Genomic DNA, 21,090 nt, shown 5'->3' with positions numbered 1-21,090 from the left:
TCATCCTGGGAGAGCCGGTCCCTGGCTCGGCTGCCTGCCGCGAGGGACCATGGGGTCATGGAACGTGACCAGCTCGCGGACTTCCTGCGCCGCCGCCGCAAGGCGATCCGCCCGGCCGATGTCGGCCTCGCCGACGGCCCCCGGCGCCGCACCACGGGGCTCCGTCGGGAAGAGGTGGCCATGCTCGCCGGCATGTCGGTGGACTACGTCGTACGGCTCGAGCAGGGCCGCAGCAGCCAACCCTCGACCCAGCTCCTGGGCTCGCTGGCCCGGGCACTGCGCCTGTCCGACGACGAGCGCGACCACCTGTTCCACCTCGCCGGCCACCACCCACCGCCCGCCGACGGGGTGGCGCGCCTGGCCCGAGCCGGCCTGATCCGCATGCTCGACCTGCTCGGCGACACCCCGGCGATGGTGCTGTCGGACCTGGGTGAAGTCCTCGCACAAAACCGCGCGGCCGCTTTGCTGGCGGGCGACCGCGGCGGCTTCTCCGGCGACCTGCGGTACCCCGTGTACCGCTGGTTCGCCGACCCCGCTTCCCGCGCGGTCGTCGCCCCCGAGGAGCGGGAGGGTTACGGGCGCCACCTCGTGGCCGACCTGCGCGCGGCCGTCGGCCGCCGGTCAGGTGACCCCACGGTCGCCGGACTCGTCGACCGGCTGCGGACCGCGAGCACCGACTTCCGCCGTCTCTGGGACGAACACGAGGTGGCGGTCCGCCGCGCCGACCGCAAGACCCTGCTGCACCCGCGGGTCGGCCGCATGGTGATGGAGTGCGAAACACTGGTCACGCCTGACCAGGGCCAACAACTGCTGGTACTCACCCCTGCGGATTCCGAGACGCGCGAGCGGCTGGAACTGCTGCGCGTACTCGGCAGCCAGGAATTCTCCACCGGGGTGACGGGCACGCCGACCCGCTGATCCGCGTGCACGCGGGCGAGGCTCAGCCCTGCGCGGACATCGCCTGTTCGCGGGCGTAGATCGCGCCACCGTGCTCCAGGCGTGACGCGTACGCGGCCAGCGGCATGTGCCGCAGCGCCGCGAGTTTCGCGCCGTAAACGCGGACCGTCAGCGGGAGCAGGCCGACGGCGGCGACGATGCGTTCCGCGGCCGCGCGGTCGGCCAGAACGCGGTGCGCGCCGACCAGGCCGCCGAGGAACTCCACCGCGTCACGCAGCGGGTAGGGGCCGAGTTCGATGCGGTGAGCGAGCCGATGCCGGGCAGGCCGCGGCGTGTGGTGACCACCGCGGCGCTGTCGCCCGCGCCGGGCAGCAGCGGACGTACGGACGCGGCGATCCGCCGGACCTCGGCGAGCAGGCACGGCACCGGCCGGGGCGTGCCGTCGGGGCGGCGCATCCGGATCAGCAGGCAGCCGTCCGGGAAGTCCGCGGCCAACCGGTGCGTGGACGGCCAGGGCGGTCTTGCCGGCGCCGAGCGGCCCCGACAACTGCACCGACCTGCGGCGCGTTCCGACGGTGTCCAGCAGTTCGGCGGTCTCGGGCGTACGGCCGGTGAAGTTGTCAACCGTACAACTCCGCTGGCCAGGACAACCCGTGGCCGTGCACCGGTTGCGTGCAGGCAGCGGTCAGGGCGCCCGCGCGACGTCGGCCCGGCTCACCACAGGCGCTGCAAGACACCCGTGCGCTGGAGTTCCCTCACGTGTTCCGTGGCTCTCGCAGGAGCGGTGCCGCCCTTGACGAGGGTCCCCGCCTCGATGTTGCGGTCCACTCCCGCTTGCGTGAAGTTGGCACTGGTGATCAACAGGCTTCGGCGGTCCACCGCCGCCAACTTCGCGTGTGTCTTGGCCCCGGGCGCCCCCCTGCTGCCTGGCGGCCAGTGCCACAGGCGCGCCCCCTCCACATCGGCGAATGCGCCGGCCGGTTCCTCTCCTGCGAGGGCACTGCCGGCTCCTTGCAGCGTCTCCACCACGATGTCCACGCCGACGCCCCGCGCGACGGCGGCGCGCAGGGCCTCGATCAGCGGGGGGTAACGGCGCGCCGAATAGGTCATCAGGATGGCCTCTTCGCCTGCTTCGGCGATGAGGCCGAGCAGTGCACGGCCGGTGGACCGCACTGGCACGCGGTGCGAGGAGGGCCCGCTCCACACCAGCGACACCTCCAGTCCCCCGTCGCGCTCGGCGCGGCCCGCGGCGAACCCATGGAGGCAGGCCGCGGCTGCTTCTCGTGACAGGCCGTCCGCAGCCGTCGCGTCGAGCACGGCCGCGGCGGCTTCCGCGTAACCGGGCGCCGACCTGGCGGTGAGCAGTGCGGCACGGGACCGCCCGGCGGACATCTCTTCGGCCAGCATGCTCAAGGCGGCGGTCCCCGCGGCCGTCTCGACCTCAGCGGCCGCCTTCAGCAGCCGCGCCCATTTCACGTGAGGCCGTTCAGGAGCGCCAGGTCGGGGTCGCCGATGGGCACGACGAACCGGCGGTCCAGGAAGCGGTTGCCTCGCTCGCAGGTCGTTTCCGACACGAAGAGGCACACGTGGCAGGCGGCTCCGTGGAGGAAGTCCTCGTGTGGGGGCCGGGGCAGCCGGTCCGCGCACAGGGGGTCGGACGAGCAGCGTTCGGCGTCACGCAAGGCCCGCCGGACGACTCTGCCGAGCTTCTCGGGTTCGGCCAGCGCCACCAGCCCGCCCAAGGTCCCCTCGGCGTCCGGCACCGCCGTGTAGATGAGGATGCCGGTGCGCCGATTGTCGCCGCTTCCCGCGTAGATCCGTTCGGAGAGACTCGCCGAGGAATAGCCGCACTCCAGCGAGATGGCCCTGATGAGCAGGTGCGAGAGGGTGTGCAGTGCGATGTAGCGTGCGCCCGGCCAGCCTCGCAGGGGGTCGTCGTTGTCCTGGACACGACCCGAGTAGCGGTTGCGGCGGAACTCGACGTACGCCTCGCGGTGGGCTGCGAGGGCGGCGCTGTCGGCCACGCTCTTCTCCCAGTCGGCGACGAGCGCCTCGGACAGCCGCAGGAAGATGCCCTCGCCGCGTACCTCACTGGCAGGCACCCAGGCGGGGACGCGGCTGCGCGAGAGGGGCGCCCGGGCCACCAGGGTGGGGTCTTCGGGGTCCGGGGCGTCGAGCCGGGTGAAGCCGATCAGCGCCCGCACTTCCCGCAGCCGCTGTGCCTGGAGGACGTGGGAGAAGACGCCTTCGAACGCCGGTGACACGGGAACGGGATTGAGCGCGAAGTCCTCGGTCGCCTTGGGGGCTTGGGGGCTGGTGAAGATCTCCCATTCGGGCGTGAGGAGGTCCGGGTAGGAGGGGGCCTCCGAGGGCGCTGCGTCGGTCTCGGCGGCCCGGTGCGCCTCGATGGTGTCGAACACCTCGGCCTGGCTCCACTGGTGCAGCGGCTTGCACTGCGGGAAGTCCCAGATCATGTCGAGGAGTTGCGGGGATGTGGCCTTGCGCAGGTACTCCCACAGCTGCTCGACCTTGCCCCGCAGGGCGCTGCCGCTGGTCGGCGGCACCGCGAGGACGCTGAGGGTCTGGGCGAACCACTGGTTCGATGCGCCGATGACGAGGGGCTTGGGCCGCTGATCGCATCCGGCGGGGTCGAAGGTGGAGAGGTGCGGGTGACGCCCGCGGCAGCGCGGCAGCGTGGCCTCTCCCCGCTGCCCCATGGCGTCCCGGATGTTGCGTTCGTCGCCGCAGCTGACGCACCGCACCTTCACGTTGGCCGCCTGGTTGCCGCCGTGGTCGAGCATTTCCAGCCGCGGGTGGGTCGCCTTCGCGCAGTCGCCGCCGCGGTGGACGAACGACGCGTAGGGGAAGTCGTCCAGGTGCCCGGCCTGGCAGACCAGGACGAAGCGCGCGGCCACCGCGAGGGGGTGTTTGCCCTTGCGTTTGGCCGTGCAGTTGCCATGTGAGAACCGGGCCTGGTCGGGCCGGCGGGGTCTGGCGTTCTCGAACGTGAAGACCTGGGAGTCCAGGCCGGCCAGTGTGTTGCAGGCGGTGCAGCGCAGCCACTGCGGGAAGGGCAGGACCGGCACGCCCACGCGCGACGCGGGCCCGGTCGGATCGCTGTCCGTCCCGTCCATCCAGGGCGCCGGGCGCAACTGGGTGACCTGCGCGCCGTACGGCTCCCCTATCAGGCCGTTGACGGCCCGTAGCAGCCTCGGCTCCTTCAGGTCCTCCCACTCGAACGTGTCATAGTTCCAGTCGTCGATCCCCCTGACCAGGACGGCGAAGTTGGGGAGGTCGACGAGCGCGCCGACGCCGCCCGTGTACATCAGGTGGCTGGGGCGTACGGCTCCGACTCTGCGGCGGTGCTGGGTCGTGTCGGTCATGCCTGCGCCTTCTTCCCGTGACTGCCGGTCCTGCCCGTGCCGCCGTCCAGCACGGCGCCGGTCTCGTCGCCCTCGGACACGTCGTCGTCCTCGGGGCCCGCCTGGCCGCCGGGAGGTGCGGTGTAGCTCCACGGGGGCGCTCCGCCGACGACGTCGTAGAGGCCGCTGCCCGGCACGAGCAGGTTGATCTCGTTCTCCGTCTCGCGCATCGACCGGGCCACGGTGAGTTCGTCCCACAGGGCCCCGGTGGCCCGGCCGAGCAGGCCACGGAGCCGCTGCCCCTGCCAGGTGGCTTCCTCGTACCCGAGACGTGCGCTGCCCTCCTTCTTCAGCGCCCACGCGTCTTTCAGGACGTCGATGCGCTCCTTGAGGTACTCGCGGGCGCGTGGCCCTCCGACCGTCTCCGCGCGGGCCAGGAAGCGGGCGGTGACCTCCGCCGCGACCGGACCATCGAGGTCGACGTCGTAGGCGTCCTGGTTACGGGAGTGCGGCGCGGCGGAGTTGCGTACGGCGGCGATCCAAGCGGCCGCCGTCGTGCGGTCGAGGGACCGCCGGGCGAAGGGGGTGACGGACAGGGCTTCGACCTGGCGGTAGAAGGTGGCGTGGTAGTGCCCGAAGTCCTCGAAGTGCGCGAGGTCCCTGGGCCGGGTCCAGTTGTAGAGCGTGACGACGAGTCCCGGGCGCCGGGCGTCACGGCCCACGCGGGAGGACGCCTGGATGTACTCAGCCGTGTTCTTCGGCTGGCCGACCACGAGCATGAGGCCGAAGCGGGAGACGTCGACACCGACCTGGAGCATGGACGTCGCGATGACCGCGTCGACGGCTCCGTTGCCTTCGTTGCGGAGCCCGAGCTTCGCGACGTCGACGCGCTGCTTGTGCTGGGCCGCGGCGCGGAGTTCGTCGAGGACGGCCTGCCTGCGCACCGTGGTGTCCATCGACTCGTCGAAGGACACCTCCAGGCGGGAGAGCACCTCCGTGATGTCCCCGGAGGAGATCCGCGACGTCAGCTCCTGGACGGAGAGCATCTCCGTGCGGCGGACCAGGCGGTTCGACAGGCCCTTGCGGCTGCCGTGGATCCGCACGCGGGTGGCGATGTCGTCGTCGAGGAACCGGCGCATGCCGGCGAGTTCGCGTGTGGCGTTGAAGTACCCGACCAGCGTCATGTACGGATCCGCGGGCGCGCCGTGCTGGTCGAAGAGGGTCTGGCCGGCCAGCAGGAGGATCTCGGCCACGCGGATCTCGGCCTGCTTCATCCGGACGCCGTGCGCGCAGATGCCCAGGTAGCGGCGTCCCGGCGCCTCGGGCGACAGCTCGACCTGCTGGGAGAAGAACGTGTCGCCGACGTCGATCACCTGCGGCGGGAAGATCGCGGCGTCGCGTGCGAAGACGCCCCTGATCTGTTCTGCGGCCCGCTTGGTGGTGGCCGTGGAGGCGACGATCTTCGGACCGACCCTGACGGTCGCCCCGTCGGGGCTCTGTGCCGACCAGCCGCACAACTCGTCGACGGCTGCCTCGAAAAGCCCGACTGTCGTACCCAATGCACCGGAGATCAGGTGCAGTTCGTCCTGGATGATCAGGTCCGGCGGGCGCAACCGGGTCACCGGCGTGCTCTTGACCATCTCGTACTTGCCCTTGGCCAGGTGCTTGTTCCCGCACTTGGTCCTGGCGTCGAGGTCGGCGTGCCGGTAGCCGTGCCGCGGGCAGTAGGTGTCGACCCGGCCGAAGAGCATGCCCGCCTCGCCCCGCCAGGGCAGTTGGGCCAGCTTGTCGACCGTGGCGATGAGCAGGCTGGGAGCCAGCCGGTAGATCTCCTCGTCCACCGTCAGGATGGGCAGTCCCTCGCCCGGCGAGCGGCGCTGCGAGAAGGGGCATGCCTGCTTCCCCTCGCCGTTGGCGCAGTACAGCAGGACACGGCGGAGGTCGTCGTCGGGGTGGAGGTCGCGCTGGGCGCTCAGCGCCGTCCCGCACCAGGGGCAGACGAGCGTCTGCAGGACCTTCGCGGCCTTGCCGTCCCCGGCGTCCTTCGCCTCGGCGACCTGCCGTGCCGCCTCCTCGTAGCGGTTCGGGGAGACCGCGCCGCCGACCCACAGGCCGATCCGGAACGGCGTGCTCCCCCAGCGCAGATCGCCGCCGTCGTACGCCTCGCGGCGCAGCACCTCGGCTGCGCACACCAGCGCCGCGGCTCGCTGGAACTGCTGGGCCGTCAGCAACCGCAAGGTGTAGCGCATCAGTACGGCCGCCCCCGCCTCGCCGCTGCGGGCTGCGTCGCCGGTGCCGATGACTCCCTGGAGCCGCCGGATGGCGAAGGTGAAGGCCGCCAGGCCGAGGTACGCCTCGGTCTTCCCGCCGCCGGTCGGGAAGAACAGCAGGTCGACCACGGCGTCCGGGCCCGATTCCCGTTCCTTCAGCGTCGGGTCGGCCAGCGCCCTGAGGTTGAGCAGGACGAACGCCAGCTGGAACGGGCGCCAGGAGGCGGCGGCATGGCCCTGTGCCTCGATGCGTCTCCTGGCCTCCGGGAATGCGAGGTCCTCGCGCTCCCGGAGCGCCGCGATGGCGGTGTGCCGCCGCTGCAGGGCCATCGCCCGGTTCGCGAAGCGGAACGCCTCCAGCACCTCGGGATGCTGCGGGTTCGCGAGGAGGTCCACACCCAGGGCGATCCGTACGGCGACGCTCCGCGCGTCCTGCACCGCGTCGAGACCGCGTTGCCTCAGGGCGCCCTCCAACTGCTCCGCCTGGGTTTCCTTTTCGTCGAGCCAGGCGCTGTAGCCGTCGGCGAGTGGGGCGAGGGCCTCGCAGAGGGCGGAGGGAGGAAGCACGGCCAGCTCGTCCATGGAGAGTTCCAGGCCGTCGAGGTGGTGGGCGCGCTCTCCCGAGGGGGCGATGGTGGCCGGGACGTCGTGAACCGGCAGCCAGGTGGTCGTCAGGGCGTGTGCCTTGCGCTCGCCCTCGCCGAGAGCGACCGAGACGGCCACGTTGCGGCCCGCCGCGTGCTTGAGCTGGTCGCGGTAGAGCAGTGTGAGGTGCTGTTCCTCCGGATCTGCCGCGCCGAAGGCGTCCTGGCCGGCCTGGGCCGCCTCGTCCAGAGGGTCGGCGATCGGCAGGAAGACGGGGGTGGTGCCGTCCGCCGCCGTGATGTGCAGCTCGGCCTGGAACAGCCAGGCGGTGTCCTTGGCCCGCGCGGGTTCGTCCTGCGCGTTGACGAGCGACAACTCGATGACGCGGCGGGAGCCCGCGGCTCCCGTACGGATGCGCACTTCCGCTGCCAGCCGCACGCCCGCGGCCTCCGGGTCGTCGGCGGTGAGCGGCAGCGTCTGACGCGGTCCGGCGTCGAGCGGAAGGGTGACGTCCTTCTCGACCTGCTCGCGCTTCCAGGTGGAACGCGCGGCTCCCTCGTCGTTCAGCACCTGTACACGGTGGTACTGGCCCCAACGGACCCGGACGGCGACCGTCCGCATGTCGTCGCTCGCCGGCACGGCGAACATCAGGCCCATCGAGGAGGCCCACATGCGACCGGCGTTCTGCACGGTGAGCCGCTCCCGGAGTTCCCGGTCGGTGACGTCTCCCTCCCCGTCCGAGTCGTCGAGCAGTTGCTCGGCGGCTGCCGCGAGCGAGGTGGTCAGCGCCCGCTTCGGGCCGAGCCTGCCGACCAGGTAGCGGTCGCTGGGGCCGGCGGCCCGGTGGTCGAACTCCTCGTCGGGCCCGCCCCACGGGCCGAGCAGATCCCGGCTGATGAGGTCGCCCAGGGCGTCCCTGACCTCGTACGACGTGGCGGGCTCGAAGGCCTGCTTCACCTCCCGGACCCGTTGGAGGATGTCCTCCTCCAACGCGGCGCTGCCCGTCCTGCCCGGCCCGTCGGCGGTCTTGCCCGATGCCATCAGCGCATCCTCTCGTCCTTCGCGCGGCGCCCTCGCGGGCCCCTCCCCACCCCACGGCCGAGGCCGCGCGGACCTGCTACGGCCCGCCATGAAACCGATGTTAACGAGCGGCACTGACATCAGAAGGCCGGCAGCACCCCGGCGAGTGCCTGTTCCAGCAGTTCGCTGATGTCCTTGTCCCCGCGCTCGGCCAGCCGCTCCAGCAGGGCAGCGCCGTCCTGGCCGTCCGCCATGCCGATGCGGCGCGCGATCACGGCGACCGCCTCCGCCGGGGTCACCGGGGCCGTCCATCCGGTGAGCCGCGCCGCGCCCGCCTCGGCGGCGAGTCCGGCCGACGGTGCGGGCAGCCGCAGCGCACTCAGGCGGCTGTCGGTCACGTTGAGGAACACCTGGTCGCCCGCGCAGGCCCCGATGTGCTCGAACAGCGGCTTCACCGAGCCGAGCTGCGGCTGGGCGTGCCAGGCGAGTGAGGTCTCTCCGGCTTCGTGCCGCAGACGGACCGGTTCGCAGGAGGGGGCGGCGCCTATGTGGGCGGCCCAGCCCGCCGGCACCGGGCCACCGGAGCCGCGTAGGTGCTCGGCGGTGACTTCGACCCGGTACCACCAGCGTCCGTCCGTCCCGACGAAGCACCGCCGGGTGCCGGAGACGTCGTTGCGCGGCACGTACGGCGTGTCCTGCTCCGCGTCCAGGTCGGCGACCCTGACCCAGCCGCGCCTGGTGCGGGCGAATCCGGGCCCGCCCAAGTTGGTGCGGACGGACGACGCCGAGACGTCGAAGCGTGCGCTGAGAGCCTCCGCGATCGCGCTGGCCTCGGCTTCACCGCCCGCCTTTTCGATCTCGCGGGCGATCATCTCCCGGATGCCGAGGTACTCCTCGCCGCCCCAGGAGCGCAGGCCGTACACATTCCGGTCGAGCCGGATGAAGCGCTCGTCGGCCCAGATCTGGTTGCGCATGCTGCTGATAGCCGTGCCGTCGGCGAGCCGGTCGTGAATGCCCTCCGTGGACAGCGGCTCTCCGTGCAGCGCGAGCACGGCGGCGGCCCGGTCGCCGACGGAGCGTCCCCAGTGCAGCAGCTTTCCGTCCCTCACCCGGAAGCGGCCGAGCTCGGCGGCCCAGTCGCCGAGGACCTCGGCGCGGACGCCGTGACGTCCTCCGAGGGCCACCGCCTCGTCCCACGTCAGCGGGGCGTCCCCGCACGCGGCGAGCAGTTCCTCCCGCATCGCCGCCTTCAGTGAGTCGGGGTCGCCCTCGACGAACCAGGCTCCTTCGGGGGTCCGTCCTGGCAGCAACCGCGCTATGACGTCACCGAGCGGCACTCCGAGGGCGTCCACCGTGCGCGCGTGGTCCGGGTGCAGCGCGCGCACGTCGACCGTGCGGCAGACCGCGCCGAGCCGCTCGGCGACGGCGGCCAGATGCCCGGCGAAGGCCTGGCCATCGACGGTCGACGCGAGCCACCGTTCGACGGAAACCGTGACGGCACGCTCCAACTGCCGGATCCGCTCCCGGCTGACGGAGAACCGTTCTCCCAAGTCGTTGAGCCTCTCGGGCTCGTCGGCGAACATCCGCCGCCCGGCGATCGCCACGGCACGGTCGTCCCACTCGCTGACGAACCGTCCGAACGCGGCGAGCGGCTCGGCCATCAGCTCGGGCGAGGGCGCGGGGGCGGGGGCCTCGGGCACCGTCTCGGTGTCGGTGTCGGTGTCGGTGTGGGCACGGGGGTCGCTGTCGGCGTCGAGGCGGGCCCGGGGGTCGGTCTGGACGCCAGCAGAGTCTGCGTCGCTCACGGAGGCGGCAGTGGCGGCTGCGGGGGCGGGCGCCGACGTGTCCCCGGCGCTGTCTCCCTGCCCCAGCAGCACGGCGAGTGCGGCCCGCACCTCGGCGGGGGCGTCGGCCGGGAGCCACCGGGCGATCACCGATACCGCTTCGCGCACGTCCGCGTCGTCCCCGGCCGGCGTCCGGGGCGCCCCGCGCCCGTGCAACCGGTCGAGGACCGCGCCGAACACGGCCGCCAGCACCCGGTCGCCGTCCTCGATCATGGGACCCGCCTCGCGTGCGACCTCCGCGACCGTCTGCCTGGGCTCGGCGCCCGGCTCGTCCAGCATCCGCAGTACAGGCAGTACGTCTCCGAGCTCCGCGTGCGGCCAGAGAGCTCGGATCGTCCGCGCGACGTGATGGCCGAGCGCCTCGGCCCCGACGATCCGCTCGACCTCCATCAGCGGCGTGGCGTGCCACCAGGTCAGCGGCAGCCGGGCATCGTCGAGCCGGTCGGCGACCAGCCTCGGGTCGGCGTACCGCACGGCGGGCAGGAGGTCGGCGAGCGAGGTGGACGCGTACGGCGCAGAGGGTCTCATGGGCGGGCGGCACTCCAAGAACAGGGCAGACGGCCATGGTTGGCAACTGACACGTCCACGCTATCGGCGCCCACTGACAGTCGGCCTCCGTCGGCGGCGTCGGTGCGGGAACGTGCCTCGCCGTCACGCGGCGGACCGGTACGGCACCGGGCCGCACTCCGCGCACCTGGCGTCCGGTACGTGGCTTCGAAACGCCCGCTCGCAGCCGTCGCAGGTGATCAGGGGCGCGGGTCGCGTGTGGGCGGTTTCTGACGGTGCGACGGGAAGCGGCGGCGGGAGGAGGACGGAGAGCCGGTGTTCCAGGAAACGCGGCGGGTGGTGGATGGGCACTGGCGCGGGCGGCAGGTTGGCCGTGAGGGTGCGGACGATCTGGGCGGGTGTGGCCTGGCGCGCCAGCCACTCCTCGACGGCGGGCATCAGCCGGTGCACGTCTCGCACCGAGAGGATCAGGCGCGGATCGATGCCGCGCAGACCGGCCAGGAGGTCCGCTGCCGGGCCCGTGGGGAGCGGGGCAGCGGGCCGACTGGTCCAGGTCGAGCGCGGCGGTCCGGGTTTCACCGTGGCCGGTTGAGGCTCAGGCGGGGACGGTGGTCCGCTTGCGGGGCCGGGCGTTGGTGCGAGGCCACGTGCGGGTGCCGGTGTCGGTGCGGGCGTCGGTACGGGTCCCGGCACACAGCTGGGCTTGTCGTAGGCGAGGGTGCGGGTCGCGAACCGGCCGCCGCCGAGCGGGACCCGTCGGCGCTCCAGGTACCCGGCTGCTTCCAGCTCGTTGAGCGCACGTCGGATGGTGGTCTCGCCTTCCCGGAAGCGGAGGGTGAGGGCCTTGGCGGTGACGCTGACGCCGTCAGGGAGGGACTGGATGTAGACGGCGATGCCGATCGCGGCGGCGGAGAGCCCGCGATGCTGGGCGAGGTGGTTGCCGACGACCGTGAACCGGTCGGTGTGGCGGTGACGTACGTGGATCACCCCGGCGGTGGGGGCGTCCTGCGGGATGCTGTAGGCCGGGCGCGGGGGCGCGGCCGCGTTAGACTGCGGATCAGCCATCGGGAAGGTCTCTGCTTCCTGATCGGTCAGGCTCCCGCCGGGATTGCAGTCCTGTCGGGGGCCGACTTGGTTTCTGGGTGGTCGCGGCCGACCGTACCCCACCGGTCCGCGTCCCTGCACCGTCGTCACCCGATCGTGTGACGGGTGAAGTTGGGGCAACCACGGGTTTGGTTGGGTGGGTTCTCACCCGTTCCTTGAAAGAGCGGCGCGCCGCACCGGGGCGCGTAAATCCGCGCCCCGGTCGCGGGCGACGCTACGCCTGGCCGACGTGCCGGACGAAGGCGCTCCATGCCGCGTTGGGGATGAGGAGGGCCGGGCCGGCGGGGTTCTTGCTGTCGCGGACCGGGACGCGGTCCGCGACATGCGCGGCGACCTCCACACAGTCGCCACCGGCGCCGTTGCTGTACGTGCTCTTCCGCCATGAAACGTTCGCTGCGTCTATCCGTACGGCACTCATGTTCCGAACTCCTTCATCGCCTTCTGGATCAAGGCTGTTGACGCCTCGGGCGACAGGCCTTGGGCATGCACAAGATCGTAACGATACGAGTGCTTCGCCACCATGGCCCGATCCTCGACCAGTTCACCGGAATGATCAGCTTCCAGATAGGCCACATCAGGCCCACTCTCGAACGAGAGCACGGTCAGGGACCCTCCCATAGCGGAGTGTGCACCAGCGGCGAAGGGCAGGATCTGAACCTCGACGCGGGGAGTCATCGCCGCCTTCATGAGCCGCGTCAACTGATCCCTCATGACAACGTTCCCGCCTACGGGCCTGCGGATCACCGCCTCGTCGAGCACAACCCAGAGCAACGGTGGGCGCTCGCTCTGGAGGAGTGCTTGCCGCTCCATGCGCGCGGCTACCGCCTCATCGATCTCTTCACTCATGCACCACGGGAGGCCAAGTCTCAGCAGTTCACGGGCGTACGACTCGGTTTGCAGGAGCCCGGGCACGCTGTGCGCCATGTACTTGTGCATGGCGCACGCCCGTGCTTCGTAGGCCATGAACTTTCGCGCCCAGTCTGGGTACGGAGTCCGCTTGGTGTGACCCCACAGGTCGACCAGGTCGCCGTCCGCGTCCAGCAGGACGTCCAGCTTGCCGTTGACGTCCTCCGGTGGCGTCTCGTTGCCCAGCTCGAACTGCGCGATCCGGCTGTGCGCGATGGGGACCTTGTCCCCGAGCTGCCGCTGAGTCAGGCCCGCGCGGACGCGGAGCTTGCGTAACTTCGTTCCGTAGAGCGCGGCAAGAGAAGCGCTCGGATCAAGTTCCTTCGGTGCGGGCACTGGCGGACTCTCCGTTTTCGTTCCGATGCTCCGAAAACCGTTACCCCTGGTGAGCGTACCGCTACAGCCTCATGCTCATTGCTCGAAGGCAGTGATCCACGAGGAGAGGTGTGGGCATGGAAGCGGACAGGCGCAGGGGCTCGGACAGGAAGATCCGAGAAGCGGGGGCGGCACGGGACGAGTTGCGGACGGCGCTGGCCGGAGTCGGCGTGGTGTTGCCGTCGCTCGGCATCGACCTGCCGTCCGTGACAAGTGACTGCCTGCCGCCACTGGTGGAACTCGGACGCTGCCGGACCGACGTGGCACGACAGTTGGCATCGGTCCTGAGGAAGTCCACGCCGTGACGGAGGAGTCGGACTGTGACGCCGAGGAAGCGGCAGAACCGGGCGAGGACGCAGACGACACGGGCAGAGTGACACGCCACGAAGACCTGATGGCCAAGGTCCGAGAGGCCAACTGGTGGAGCCGCGCGCCGTGGCGGTAGACGGACGAAGGAAGCAGACATGCGGAGTGTTGAAGTCTTGCCCGCCAGGGTACGGCGAGGGGACGTGATCGCCGTGGGCGGCGTCCCGCACCGAGTCAGGGACGTGCGGGAACTGCGGGGCCGCCGGAGGCGGCTGGAGTTCGAGGACGGCAACGTCTTCGTGTTGGGGCCGTGGGTGACGATCAGGGTGAGGCGGGAACGGACGGCCGCCGGCGGGCCGGTACATCGTTGACGTTGACCGACCCGCACGCACTGCCCGTCCCTACGCTCAGAAGAGGCTCGGCGGTTCCTCCGCCGGAGGCTTCGGCTTCCGACGAGCAGGCGCCGCCGCCTTCTTCTTGGCGCCCTTCTTGTCGTGCAGCCCGGCAGCGACTTCGGCGGCGTAGCGCCGCTGGTTCTCTTCGAGGAGCCGGTCGAGGATCTCCTGTCGAACAGCGGGCCCCACGGTGTAACGGGGGCCTTGCCGGGTGGGGTGGAACCCGTGATCGAGGCCGCCGGGCTGGGCCAGGAGGTCATCCCAGCCGTAGGCGTGGGCGACCTCTTCGTCGATGGCGCGGTGGATTTCGCGGAGTTCGGCGATGTCAGCGTCCGTACAGCTCTCATCATGGACGAGGTTGTATGTCGCAGTGAGGCCGCCACGCACCAGCATGATTTCTCTGCGACGAGTATCGAGCCGAACTCCTGTAGCTTGCAGCATCGTAGAGATCTTTGGACGCGGAAAGGTGCTTGTAACATCAGATGGCGAGTAACTCAGATCGCCTTTCATAGTAGCGCTACGCATGATGCTCCACCAGTAATGAACTGCGCTACTCAAAAGTGCCATCTGCCCGTAGTCTTCCGACGGGAAGACTACGACCTTGTGCGAGTAAACCTGACCCGTGGGCAGCATGAGCGGAATAAGCGTTTTACTCACCTGGGCTAGAACAATCACCCGACTCAGCGCGATAATCGAAGATTGCAGCGCTGGACGCTTGTCGGCGTATTGCCAATAGCGCTCCGGAAGTGGATGGCGAAGCACGTAAGCCCCGCTGACATCTCTCCTTCTACGCTCTGGCTTGACCTCATTCTCGACGATCCGAAAAACATCCTCGTACGTCCTAGCTCGCTCTTCTGGCCAATCGTGAAAATCAATGACCCAGCGACTCGCCGAAGCGTCGGGGCGAGAGTTCAGATCTTGGCCGTTGAGGTACGGAAATAGCACTTCTCCGTATCGCTCGTTCTTCTCCATAAGCGCCCGCGCATAATCCGGTCCCATCGTAAACCCGAGGCCCAAAATGTACGACCCAATGAAGGCCACGCCTTTATTCTCCACCAACCTTTCGGCAGGCCCAGAAACCCGGGAAACGGGATCCAACGACGAATTGATTCCACGAACTAGAATTTCATCAGCGTAACGTGGCACACTCTTCGCGACTGGCGCCCTACTCGTCCACGCTGCACAGTATTCCAGTACGACACTCTTCGACGGCCACGGCTCACTCTTCACCGACTGCCTGACCGTCACGCCAGCGGAAATCAGTTGATCAAGGCCGACTTCCCGCGTGTCTCCCTGCGCCAAAGTATTGGTGGCAATGAGACCAGTTTGCCCAATTTCACACAACAATTCATGTGCACGCAAAAGGAAATACGCAACCAGGTCAGCATTACCCCGAGCCCCTCGACCCAACCACTCGACCAACTGCTCCCGATAAGCGACCCCCAACGAACCCGTCAACTTCTTCCCGCCCAAAAACGGCGGGTTCCCCACCACCGCATCGAACCCGCCCCGCTCGTCCCACACCTCCGGAAAGACCAGCGGCAGATGCACAGGCTCCCGCTCGAACGCCCCCTCCGGCTTCCCGGTGGCGAGCCACCCCCGCGCCAACTCCCCCGCGCGCTCCAGCTCCGCAGCCGCCAGCTCCCCGTCGTCCCCCGCGTCCGCCACCGCGTGCGCCGCCGTGACCGCCGCGAACGACAAGCGGTCCTGTTCCTTCTCCCCCCGTCCCGCGCCGGCCAGCGCAGCGCCCACCACCAGGTCCGCGAAGACGCTCGCCCGGCGGGTCTTCTCGCGGACCGACGCCAGCATGGCGCGCTTCTCGTCCAGCGCCTCCAGCCCCGTGTCCGGAATGCCCGCCAGCTTCCGGCGCTCCTCGGCGACCTCCGAGACCAGCCGCCCCACGCCACCCGTGAAGTCGATGCTGTTCTCATGGATGCGGCGGCCCCGTACCGGGTCCAGGTGCATGGACTCCAGTTGCTCGACCGACGTGATGCCCAGCAGCGAGTCGCCCGCCACCAGGCGGTCGTCCAGGAACGTGAACGGGCGGTCGCGGTCCATGGAGACCAGCCACAGCGACAGCTTCGCCATCTCCACGGCCATCGGATTGATGTCCACGCCGTACAGGCAGTGCTCGATGATCTGCCGCCGCGCCTCCACCATCACCGGCTCGTCCTCGGCCTCCACCGCCGACGTGGACAGCGATTCCACGCCCGCCAGGTAGGCCACGGCCCGCTCGTCGCCCTCCCTGCTCCACGCCTCCACCAGCGCGCCCGCCAGGTAGCGGCAGGACGCCACCAGGAACGCCGCCGAGCCCATCGCGATGTCCGCGACCTTCAACTTCAGGATGTCGCCCGACGACTTGGGTCGCCACTGGCCGCGGTCCGCCGTCTGGAGCGGGCCGTACTCGTACACCAGCGGCTCAAGCGCGCCGTCCGCGACCTGCTGGGCCAGGGACTTCGGTGTGTAGTGCGTGCCCGTGTTCTTCCGCAGCGAGGACTCCGTCACGTACAGGCCGCCCGCCGCGATGACCACCGGCAGTCCGCGCAGGTCCGGGCGGATGAGGCGGTAGAACGGCAGGAGGCGGTCCGCGAGCGCCGGGTCGTTGGCCGTCGCGGCCAGCAGCTTGCCCCGGGCCTCGGCCCGCTCCGTGTCCCCCAGCGGCGCCAGCAGCTTCGCGACCTTGCCCGCGCTGCCCAGACCGGTCGCCTTGTTGTACTCCTCAGCCAGCACGGCCGCCAGGCCGTCGTCGCCGTCACCGTCGCCGTGCGTACGGGCCAGGGACTCCAGCCGGGTCAGCAGCACCTCCGCCTCAAGGCCCGGCTTTCCGACGAGGCCCACCACCGTGTCCTCGGCCCGGCGGCCCTGGTACGAGAGCAGGCCCTCGTACACGTAGCCGATCTGCTCGACGTCCAGCGTGCGGAAGGTCAGGCGGCGGCGCTCCCGCTTCCTGCCCGTGCCGATCCAGACGTGCTGCACGGACTGGAGCATGTGCAGGACGGTCCGGTCGTCGATGGGCAGCGGGTCCGCGGGGTCGCCCTCCGCCGTTCCCCGGCCCTCCAGCCACGGGAACGCGTCCGGGTCGAAGATCGAGCCGTCGTACGCGTGCATGCGCAGCGCCGGGTGCTCCACTCCCCCGTACACGGCGTTGAAGAGGGCGATGAGGCGGTGCCAGCCCACCCCCGTCTGCTCCAGGTCGTCCTCGGTGGTCTCGCGGGCCAGGTCCTCCAGCTCCTGGCACAGACGGCCGGCCGAATACGCCTGCGTGTACAGCTCGTTGTCGCTCGGCAGCAGGCCGCGCTCCTCGGCGAAGAGGAGGAAGACCACGCGCATCATGATGGCGACCGCGCCCCGGTACACGTCACGCGCCGGTACGTCGGCAAGGCCCTTGCGGCCGCGTGCGCGTTCGCTCACGTCGGCGCGTCCGATGGCCTCCACCAGCAGTTCGACGGCTCGCCTGACCTGGACGCCCAGGGCGTCCGTGACGTCTTCCTGGCTGTCCAGTGACTCCTTGAGCAGCGGCAGCAGCGTCTCGTCGTCCGCGACGGCGAAGAAGCGGCGCCTGCCGAGCAGCGACATGAAGGCCCGTACGACGACCCGCTCGACCGGCTCCGTCCACGCGACCGTGTCGAACAGCGCCGACGTCGTGACCCCGCCGCGCGGCGCCCAGACCAGCGCCCACCAGCGGCCGTCCGTCACCAGGCCCAGCTCGACGCCGTGATGGCGGCACAGGTGGGCCATCCGGTCGACGGGCGTCGCGGACCAGGCGGAGCCCGGCACGCGCTGGGCGGGGTGCACGCCCGCGGCAACGGTCATGCCGAGGATGGCGCAGTCGGCGACCAGCCCCGCCGTGTCGCCGGCCTCGCTGCCCGGTTCGAGGAGGGCGAAGTCCGGGACGATCCGCTCCCCGTGCTCCGGGACGTCGACGGCGAGGGCCTCGGCTAGCTCCGCGCCCTCGCACAGCGCGTCGCCCCAGCCCAGCAGCTCGTGCAGGACGAACTGCGTCCACGCCCGCTGCCCGGCGGCCGTGTCCGACAGCCACACCCCGTGCTCGTAGCGCAGCCGGGTACGCAGCGGCTTGTCGATCGAGTCGAGCTGCGGCCAGGTCTTGAGCAGGACGGGCAGCGTGAGGAAGGGGCCTGACACGTCGACCAGGCCGAGCCAGTCGATGTGCTGCTGCCGGCCGTCGGGTGCCGGGGCGCCACCGCGCGGGCGCCCCGAGCCGCCGGATGCACCCGCGCGGCCCGTGTTCTTGCGCTGGTTCGTGCTCACTTCACGGCCTCTCTGCGGGGAACGACGAAGACGACGGCGACGGGGAAGAGCAGGGCCTTGGGCCGGGCGTAGCGGGCGGCGATGGCGGCGAGTTCGCGCTCCTTCTCGCTCTCCAGGGCGTCCGCGCGCTTCTCCCAGTTGTCCCGGTCGCGGCGCTGCTGCTCCGCCTCGTCGAAGGCCAGTTCCAGCTGGCCCTCCTCGCCGGGCGGCTTGCCGATGGCCCGGCGCAGGGACTGCCGGAAGCGGTCGATCTGGGCGGTGATGCGCTCGGCGTCCTCGCGTCGGCGCGTCTCCAGCCGGCCCTCCAGCGCGGTCTGGCGGTTGCGGGCCCGCCATTCGAGGGCGGAGACCAGGCCCTCACCGACATGCGGCCAGGACTCGGCGAGCCTGCCGCGCAGAAGCGGGGCGGCCGGGGTGGCATGGTCGGCGAACGCGTCGTCGAGGATGTTGCGGACCGTGGTCACCTTCTCCAGGCGGCTGAAGCGGGACTGCCCTCCCGTGTCGGCATCGCGGAGCCAGCCGCCCGCCTGGAGGACCTCCTCGTGGAGCCGTACCCCGTCGGCGCCGACGAGGACGAAGCGGGCGAACGCGCCGACGAGGGTCGTCTCCAGCTCGGGATGGTCGCTGACGACGGCGCTGACCCGGGCGAGACCGGCCTGGTCCTTGTTCCACACGGCCGCGCGCAGCAGGCGCGTGGACATGGCGACAAGGGGATGCCCCAGGTGGGCGAGGACGACGTCGTCGCGATCCCGGACGCCGGCGGGGTCGAAGGTGACGGGCCGCCGGATCTCGGGGCGCAGCTTGTCGGCGAGGCCGTGGCCGGCCCGCTCCCAGGAGCCGGTGAGGGTGGGGACCTCGTAGAAGCCCTCGGCCGCCTCCCTGTCGTCGAGCACGGGGTGGATGTCCTGCTGGCGCGCGAGCGGCAGTGCCGTGGAGACGACGCGGGCGATCCGGTCCGGGGTGATGCCGAGTGTGCTCACCGTGGCCGCGACCTGCTCGCTCAGGCGCTGGGCCTGGGCCTGGGCCTCGCGTTCCGAGGGAACGTTCCCGCCACGCCTGGCCTGCCTGCCGGCGTAGAGCTCCGCGCGGTCGACGTCGAAGTCGGTGCCGAGGTCGCCGGTCATGCGCCGCTGCACGGCGTCGGCCAGCACGGCGTTGACCTTGCCGAGGTCCTCCTCCATACGGGCGACCTTCACGGCGACGCGGGCGAGGAACTCGAGGTCGGCCTCGTAGGTGTCGCCGCTCTCCTCGTAGTTGCTGCCGACGAAGTGCACGACTTCCGGGGTCTTGCGCTGGCCGTAGCGGTCGATGCGGCCGATGCGCTGTTCCAGCTTGTTGGGGTTGAAGGGGATGTCGTAGTTGACCAGGCGGTGGCAGTGGCGCTGGAGGTCGATGCCCTCGCTCGCGGCGTCGGTCGCCAGCAGGATGCGCACCGGGTTCTCGGCGGGCTCGGCCTGGAAGGCGAGGCGCAGTTCCTCCCGCTCCGCGGTGTTCAGGCCGCCGTGCAGGAGGGCGACGCGGTCGCCGCCGAGGCCGTGGTCGCGCAGCAGGTTCTGCAGCCACACCTGGGTGTCGCGGTACTCGGTGAAGACCACCACACGTTCGTGCTGCCAATGGCTGCCGTCGGGGATGCAGTTGGCCTTGAGGTAGGTGATGAGTTCGCGGGCCTTCGAGTCGGCCTGTGCCTGGTGGCGCCGTGCCCAGTCGCGCATCTGCTCAAGCAGGGCGGACTCGTCTCCGTCGGTGCCGGGCTGGAGGGTGGTGGCGCGGGCGATGGCGTCGTCCTCCGCCTCGGCGAGCGGCTCGTCGTCGTAGTCCGCGTAGTCGTCGAAGAAGGTCTCCTGCCAGGCCTCGACGTCCTCGGCCGCCTGCTGCTTCTTCGTCCGCAGGGTCTCGAGGTAGACCTCGATGGTGCGGGCGAAGGCGTCGGGCGAGGAGAACAGGCGCTTCTTCAGGAGCAGGGTGACCAGGTCGGCCGCCTTGCGGCCGCCCTTGAAGCGGGTACCGAGTTTGGCCCTGCGCAGCTGGGCGTACTCCTTCAGCAGGGCGTGGATGCGCCGCTCGTCCCGCGTGTACTCCACGGGAAGGGCCTGTGTCCTGCGCTCCAGGAAGCGCCGCTCGCCGGTGACCGGGTCGCGGATGTCGGACTTGAGGCGGCGGACGACGGTGTCCTCGACGGCCTTCGGGTCCGGGTCGACACCGCGCGCGAAGCGCTGGTTGTCGACGATCTCCAACAGGGCCGTGTAGGACTGCTGGTAGCCGTTGTGCGGGGTGGCCGACAGGAAGAGCCGGTGCTCGAAGTGCGGGGCGAGCCGGCGGATCAGCTTGGTCTGCTGGGAGTCGACGGGGTAGAGCTGCTTCGGCGCGGAGGGCGCCACATGGTGGGCCTCGTCGAGGATGAGCAGGTCGAAGGCGCGCTTGCCCGGGATCACGGCCTCGGCGTCCTGGGCGGGCAGTACCTCGGCGAGCAGACGCTGGGCCTTGGCGCCGCGCAGCCACGGCAGGGAGACGATGCACCGCGGGTGGATGTTGAAGGGGTTGGCGGCGCTGCCGTGCGTGCGGCGGACCTCGGCCGCGCATGCCGAGTCGACGATGGTGAAGTCGAGCCCGAACTTCTCCGCCATCTCGTCGCGCCACTTCACGGTGAGACCGGCCGGACAGACGACCATGATCTTGTGGGCGCGATTGCGGAGGATCAGCTCCAGGGCGACCAGGCCCGCCTCGACGGTCTTGCCGAGTCCGACGTCGTCGGCGAGGAGCAGGTTCACGCGGGGCGCGGCCACCGCCCGGGAGACCGGTTCCAGCTGGTACGGCTCGACGGCGACACCGGAACGGAAGGGCGCCTGCAAGGTCCGCGCGTCGGCGGAGGTCACCGCGGACCAGCGGACGGCGTCGAGGAAGGCGGCCAGGCGCTCCGGGGGGTCGAAGCGGTCCGCCGCCACCTCCGGCAGCGAGCCCGCCGGGAGCCTGCGGCGGCCCGGCTCGATCTCCCAGATGACCGAGAGTGTGTCGTTGTAGCGGCCGTCCTCGACGCTGTTGAGCGTGACGAGGGTGCCGGCGGCGCTGACGGCCGGGGAGGCGTTTCCGTGGTCGATGTCCGCCACGACCCAGCGCTGCCCGCGCACCTCGACGAGATCGCTGATCTCGGGCAGGCCCGTGTGGTCCTGCGCGCCGGCGCGGCGGCGGACCGCCCGCTGCGCCACTCCGGCCAGGTCGGTGGTCGGCGTCGTCATCGGATACCCGCCCCTCC

The 21,090-nt window shown here is 70.8% G+C and carries 12 protein-coding genes; 2 read left to right on the top strand and 10 right to left on the bottom strand.

Features of this window, described 5'->3' with window-relative positions; all coding sequences use genetic code 11:
* The first annotated feature begins 57 nt into the window (after nt 1–57).
* A complete protein-coding gene (locus IH48_RS0112250) occupies nt 58–918 on the top strand; it encodes a helix-turn-helix transcriptional regulator (RefSeq protein ID WP_030902901.1) in 861 nt (286 codons plus the stop codon).
* A gap of 22 nt (nt 919–940) precedes the next feature.
* On the opposite strand, the gene IH48_RS0112245 is transcribed toward IH48_RS0112250, so the two are convergent.
* The 8 genes from IH48_RS0112245 to IH48_RS33185 all read right to left on the bottom strand — a co-directional run bounded on the left by IH48_RS0112245 (nt 941) and on the right by IH48_RS33185 (nt 12,831).
* Nucleotides 941–1,162: a hypothetical protein gene (locus IH48_RS0112245; RefSeq protein ID WP_030902899.1), complete on the bottom strand. Its 222-nt coding sequence runs from the start codon at nt 1,160–1,162 to the stop codon at nt 941–943.
* 449 nt (nt 1,163–1,611) lie between these two features.
* Nucleotides 1,612–2,373, bottom strand: coding sequence for a DISARM system phospholipase D-like protein DrmC (drmC, locus tag IH48_RS0112240; RefSeq protein WP_030902897.1), 762 nt, complete (start codon nt 2,371–2,373; stop codon nt 1,612–1,614).
* Nucleotides 2,370–4,280 (bottom strand): DUF1998 domain-containing protein, encoded by a 1,911-nt coding sequence (drmB, locus tag IH48_RS0112235; protein ID WP_030902895.1) that lies wholly within the window; start codon nt 4,278–4,280, stop codon nt 2,370–2,372. Before drmB ends, drmC begins: the two co-directional genes overlap by 4 nt.
* Nucleotides 4,277–8,155, bottom strand: coding sequence for a DISARM system helicase DrmA (drmA, locus tag IH48_RS0112230; RefSeq protein ID WP_030902892.1), 3,879 nt, complete (start codon nt 8,153–8,155; stop codon nt 4,277–4,279). The genes drmB and drmA overlap by 4 nt, the downstream gene beginning before the upstream one ends.
* Before the next feature lie 119 nt (nt 8,156–8,274).
* Nucleotides 8,275–10,506 (bottom strand): hypothetical protein, encoded by a 2,232-nt coding sequence (locus IH48_RS0112225; RefSeq protein ID WP_051839618.1) that lies wholly within the window; start codon nt 10,504–10,506, stop codon nt 8,275–8,277.
* Between the two features lie 123 nt (nt 10,507–10,629).
* Complete coding sequence (locus IH48_RS0112220; RefSeq protein ID WP_037841728.1) at nt 10,630–11,550, bottom strand: hypothetical protein; 921 nt, start codon at nt 11,548–11,550, stop codon at nt 10,630–10,632.
* Between the two features lie 253 nt (nt 11,551–11,803).
* Nucleotides 11,804–12,007: a DUF397 domain-containing protein gene (locus IH48_RS0112215; RefSeq protein ID WP_030902885.1), complete on the bottom strand. Its 204-nt coding sequence runs from the start codon at nt 12,005–12,007 to the stop codon at nt 11,804–11,806.
* A complete protein-coding gene (locus tag IH48_RS33185) occupies nt 12,004–12,831 on the bottom strand; it encodes a helix-turn-helix domain-containing protein (RefSeq protein WP_078849657.1) in 828 nt (275 codons plus the stop codon). Before IH48_RS33185 ends, IH48_RS0112215 begins: the two co-directional genes overlap by 4 nt.
* A 116-nt stretch (nt 12,832–12,947) precedes the next feature.
* On the opposite strand from IH48_RS33185, the gene IH48_RS0112205 reads away from it, so the two are divergent.
* Nucleotides 12,948–13,175 (top strand): hypothetical protein, encoded by a 228-nt coding sequence (locus IH48_RS0112205; RefSeq protein ID WP_030902882.1) that lies wholly within the window; start codon nt 12,948–12,950, stop codon nt 13,173–13,175.
* 408 nt (nt 13,176–13,583) lie between these two features.
* On the opposite strand, the gene IH48_RS0112190 is transcribed toward IH48_RS0112205, so the two are convergent.
* Together IH48_RS0112190 and drmD are read right to left on the bottom strand one after the other, a co-directional pair.
* Complete coding sequence (locus IH48_RS0112190; protein WP_030902878.1) at nt 13,584–17,840, bottom strand: Eco57I restriction-modification methylase domain-containing protein; 4,257 nt, start codon at nt 17,838–17,840, stop codon at nt 13,584–13,586.
* Nucleotides 17,837–21,073: a DISARM system SNF2-like helicase DrmD gene (gene drmD / locus IH48_RS0112185; protein WP_078849656.1), complete on the bottom strand. Its 3,237-nt coding sequence runs from the start codon at nt 21,071–21,073 to the stop codon at nt 17,837–17,839. The genes IH48_RS0112190 and drmD overlap by 4 nt, the downstream gene beginning before the upstream one ends.
* Between the last annotated feature and the right edge of the window lie 17 nt (nt 21,074–21,090).

It is taken from the genome of Streptomyces sp. NRRL F-5126 (assembly GCF_000721265.1).
GTDB lineage: Bacteria > Actinomycetota > Actinomycetes > Streptomycetales > Streptomycetaceae > Streptomyces.
This window is presented reverse-complemented; position numbering and strand designations above follow the sequence as displayed.

Coding starts and splice junctions, on each gene's coding strand:
- IH48_RS0112220 (WP_037841728.1), bottom strand. CDS start 11,550: ATGGCTGATCCGCAGTCTAACGCGGCCGCGCCCCCGCGCCCGGCCTAC.
- IH48_RS0112225 (WP_051839618.1), bottom strand. CDS start 10,506: ATGAGACCCTCTGCGCCGTACGCGTCCACCTCGCTCGCCGACCTCCTG.
- IH48_RS0112205 (WP_030902882.1), top strand. CDS start 12,948: ATGGAAGCGGACAGGCGCAGGGGCTCGGACAGGAAGATCCGAGAAGCG.
- IH48_RS0112250 (WP_030902901.1), top strand. CDS start 58: ATGGAACGTGACCAGCTCGCGGACTTCCTGCGCCGCCGCCGCAAGGCG.
- drmA (WP_030902892.1), bottom strand. CDS start 8,155: ATGGCATCGGGCAAGACCGCCGACGGGCCGGGCAGGACGGGCAGCGCC.
- IH48_RS0112215 (WP_030902885.1), bottom strand. CDS start 12,007: ATGAGTGCCGTACGGATAGACGCAGCGAACGTTTCATGGCGGAAGAGC.
- drmB (WP_030902895.1), bottom strand. CDS start 4,280: ATGACCGACACGACCCAGCACCGCCGCAGAGTCGGAGCCGTACGCCCC.
- drmD (WP_078849656.1), bottom strand. CDS start 21,073: ATGACGACGCCGACCACCGACCTGGCCGGAGTGGCGCAGCGGGCGGTC.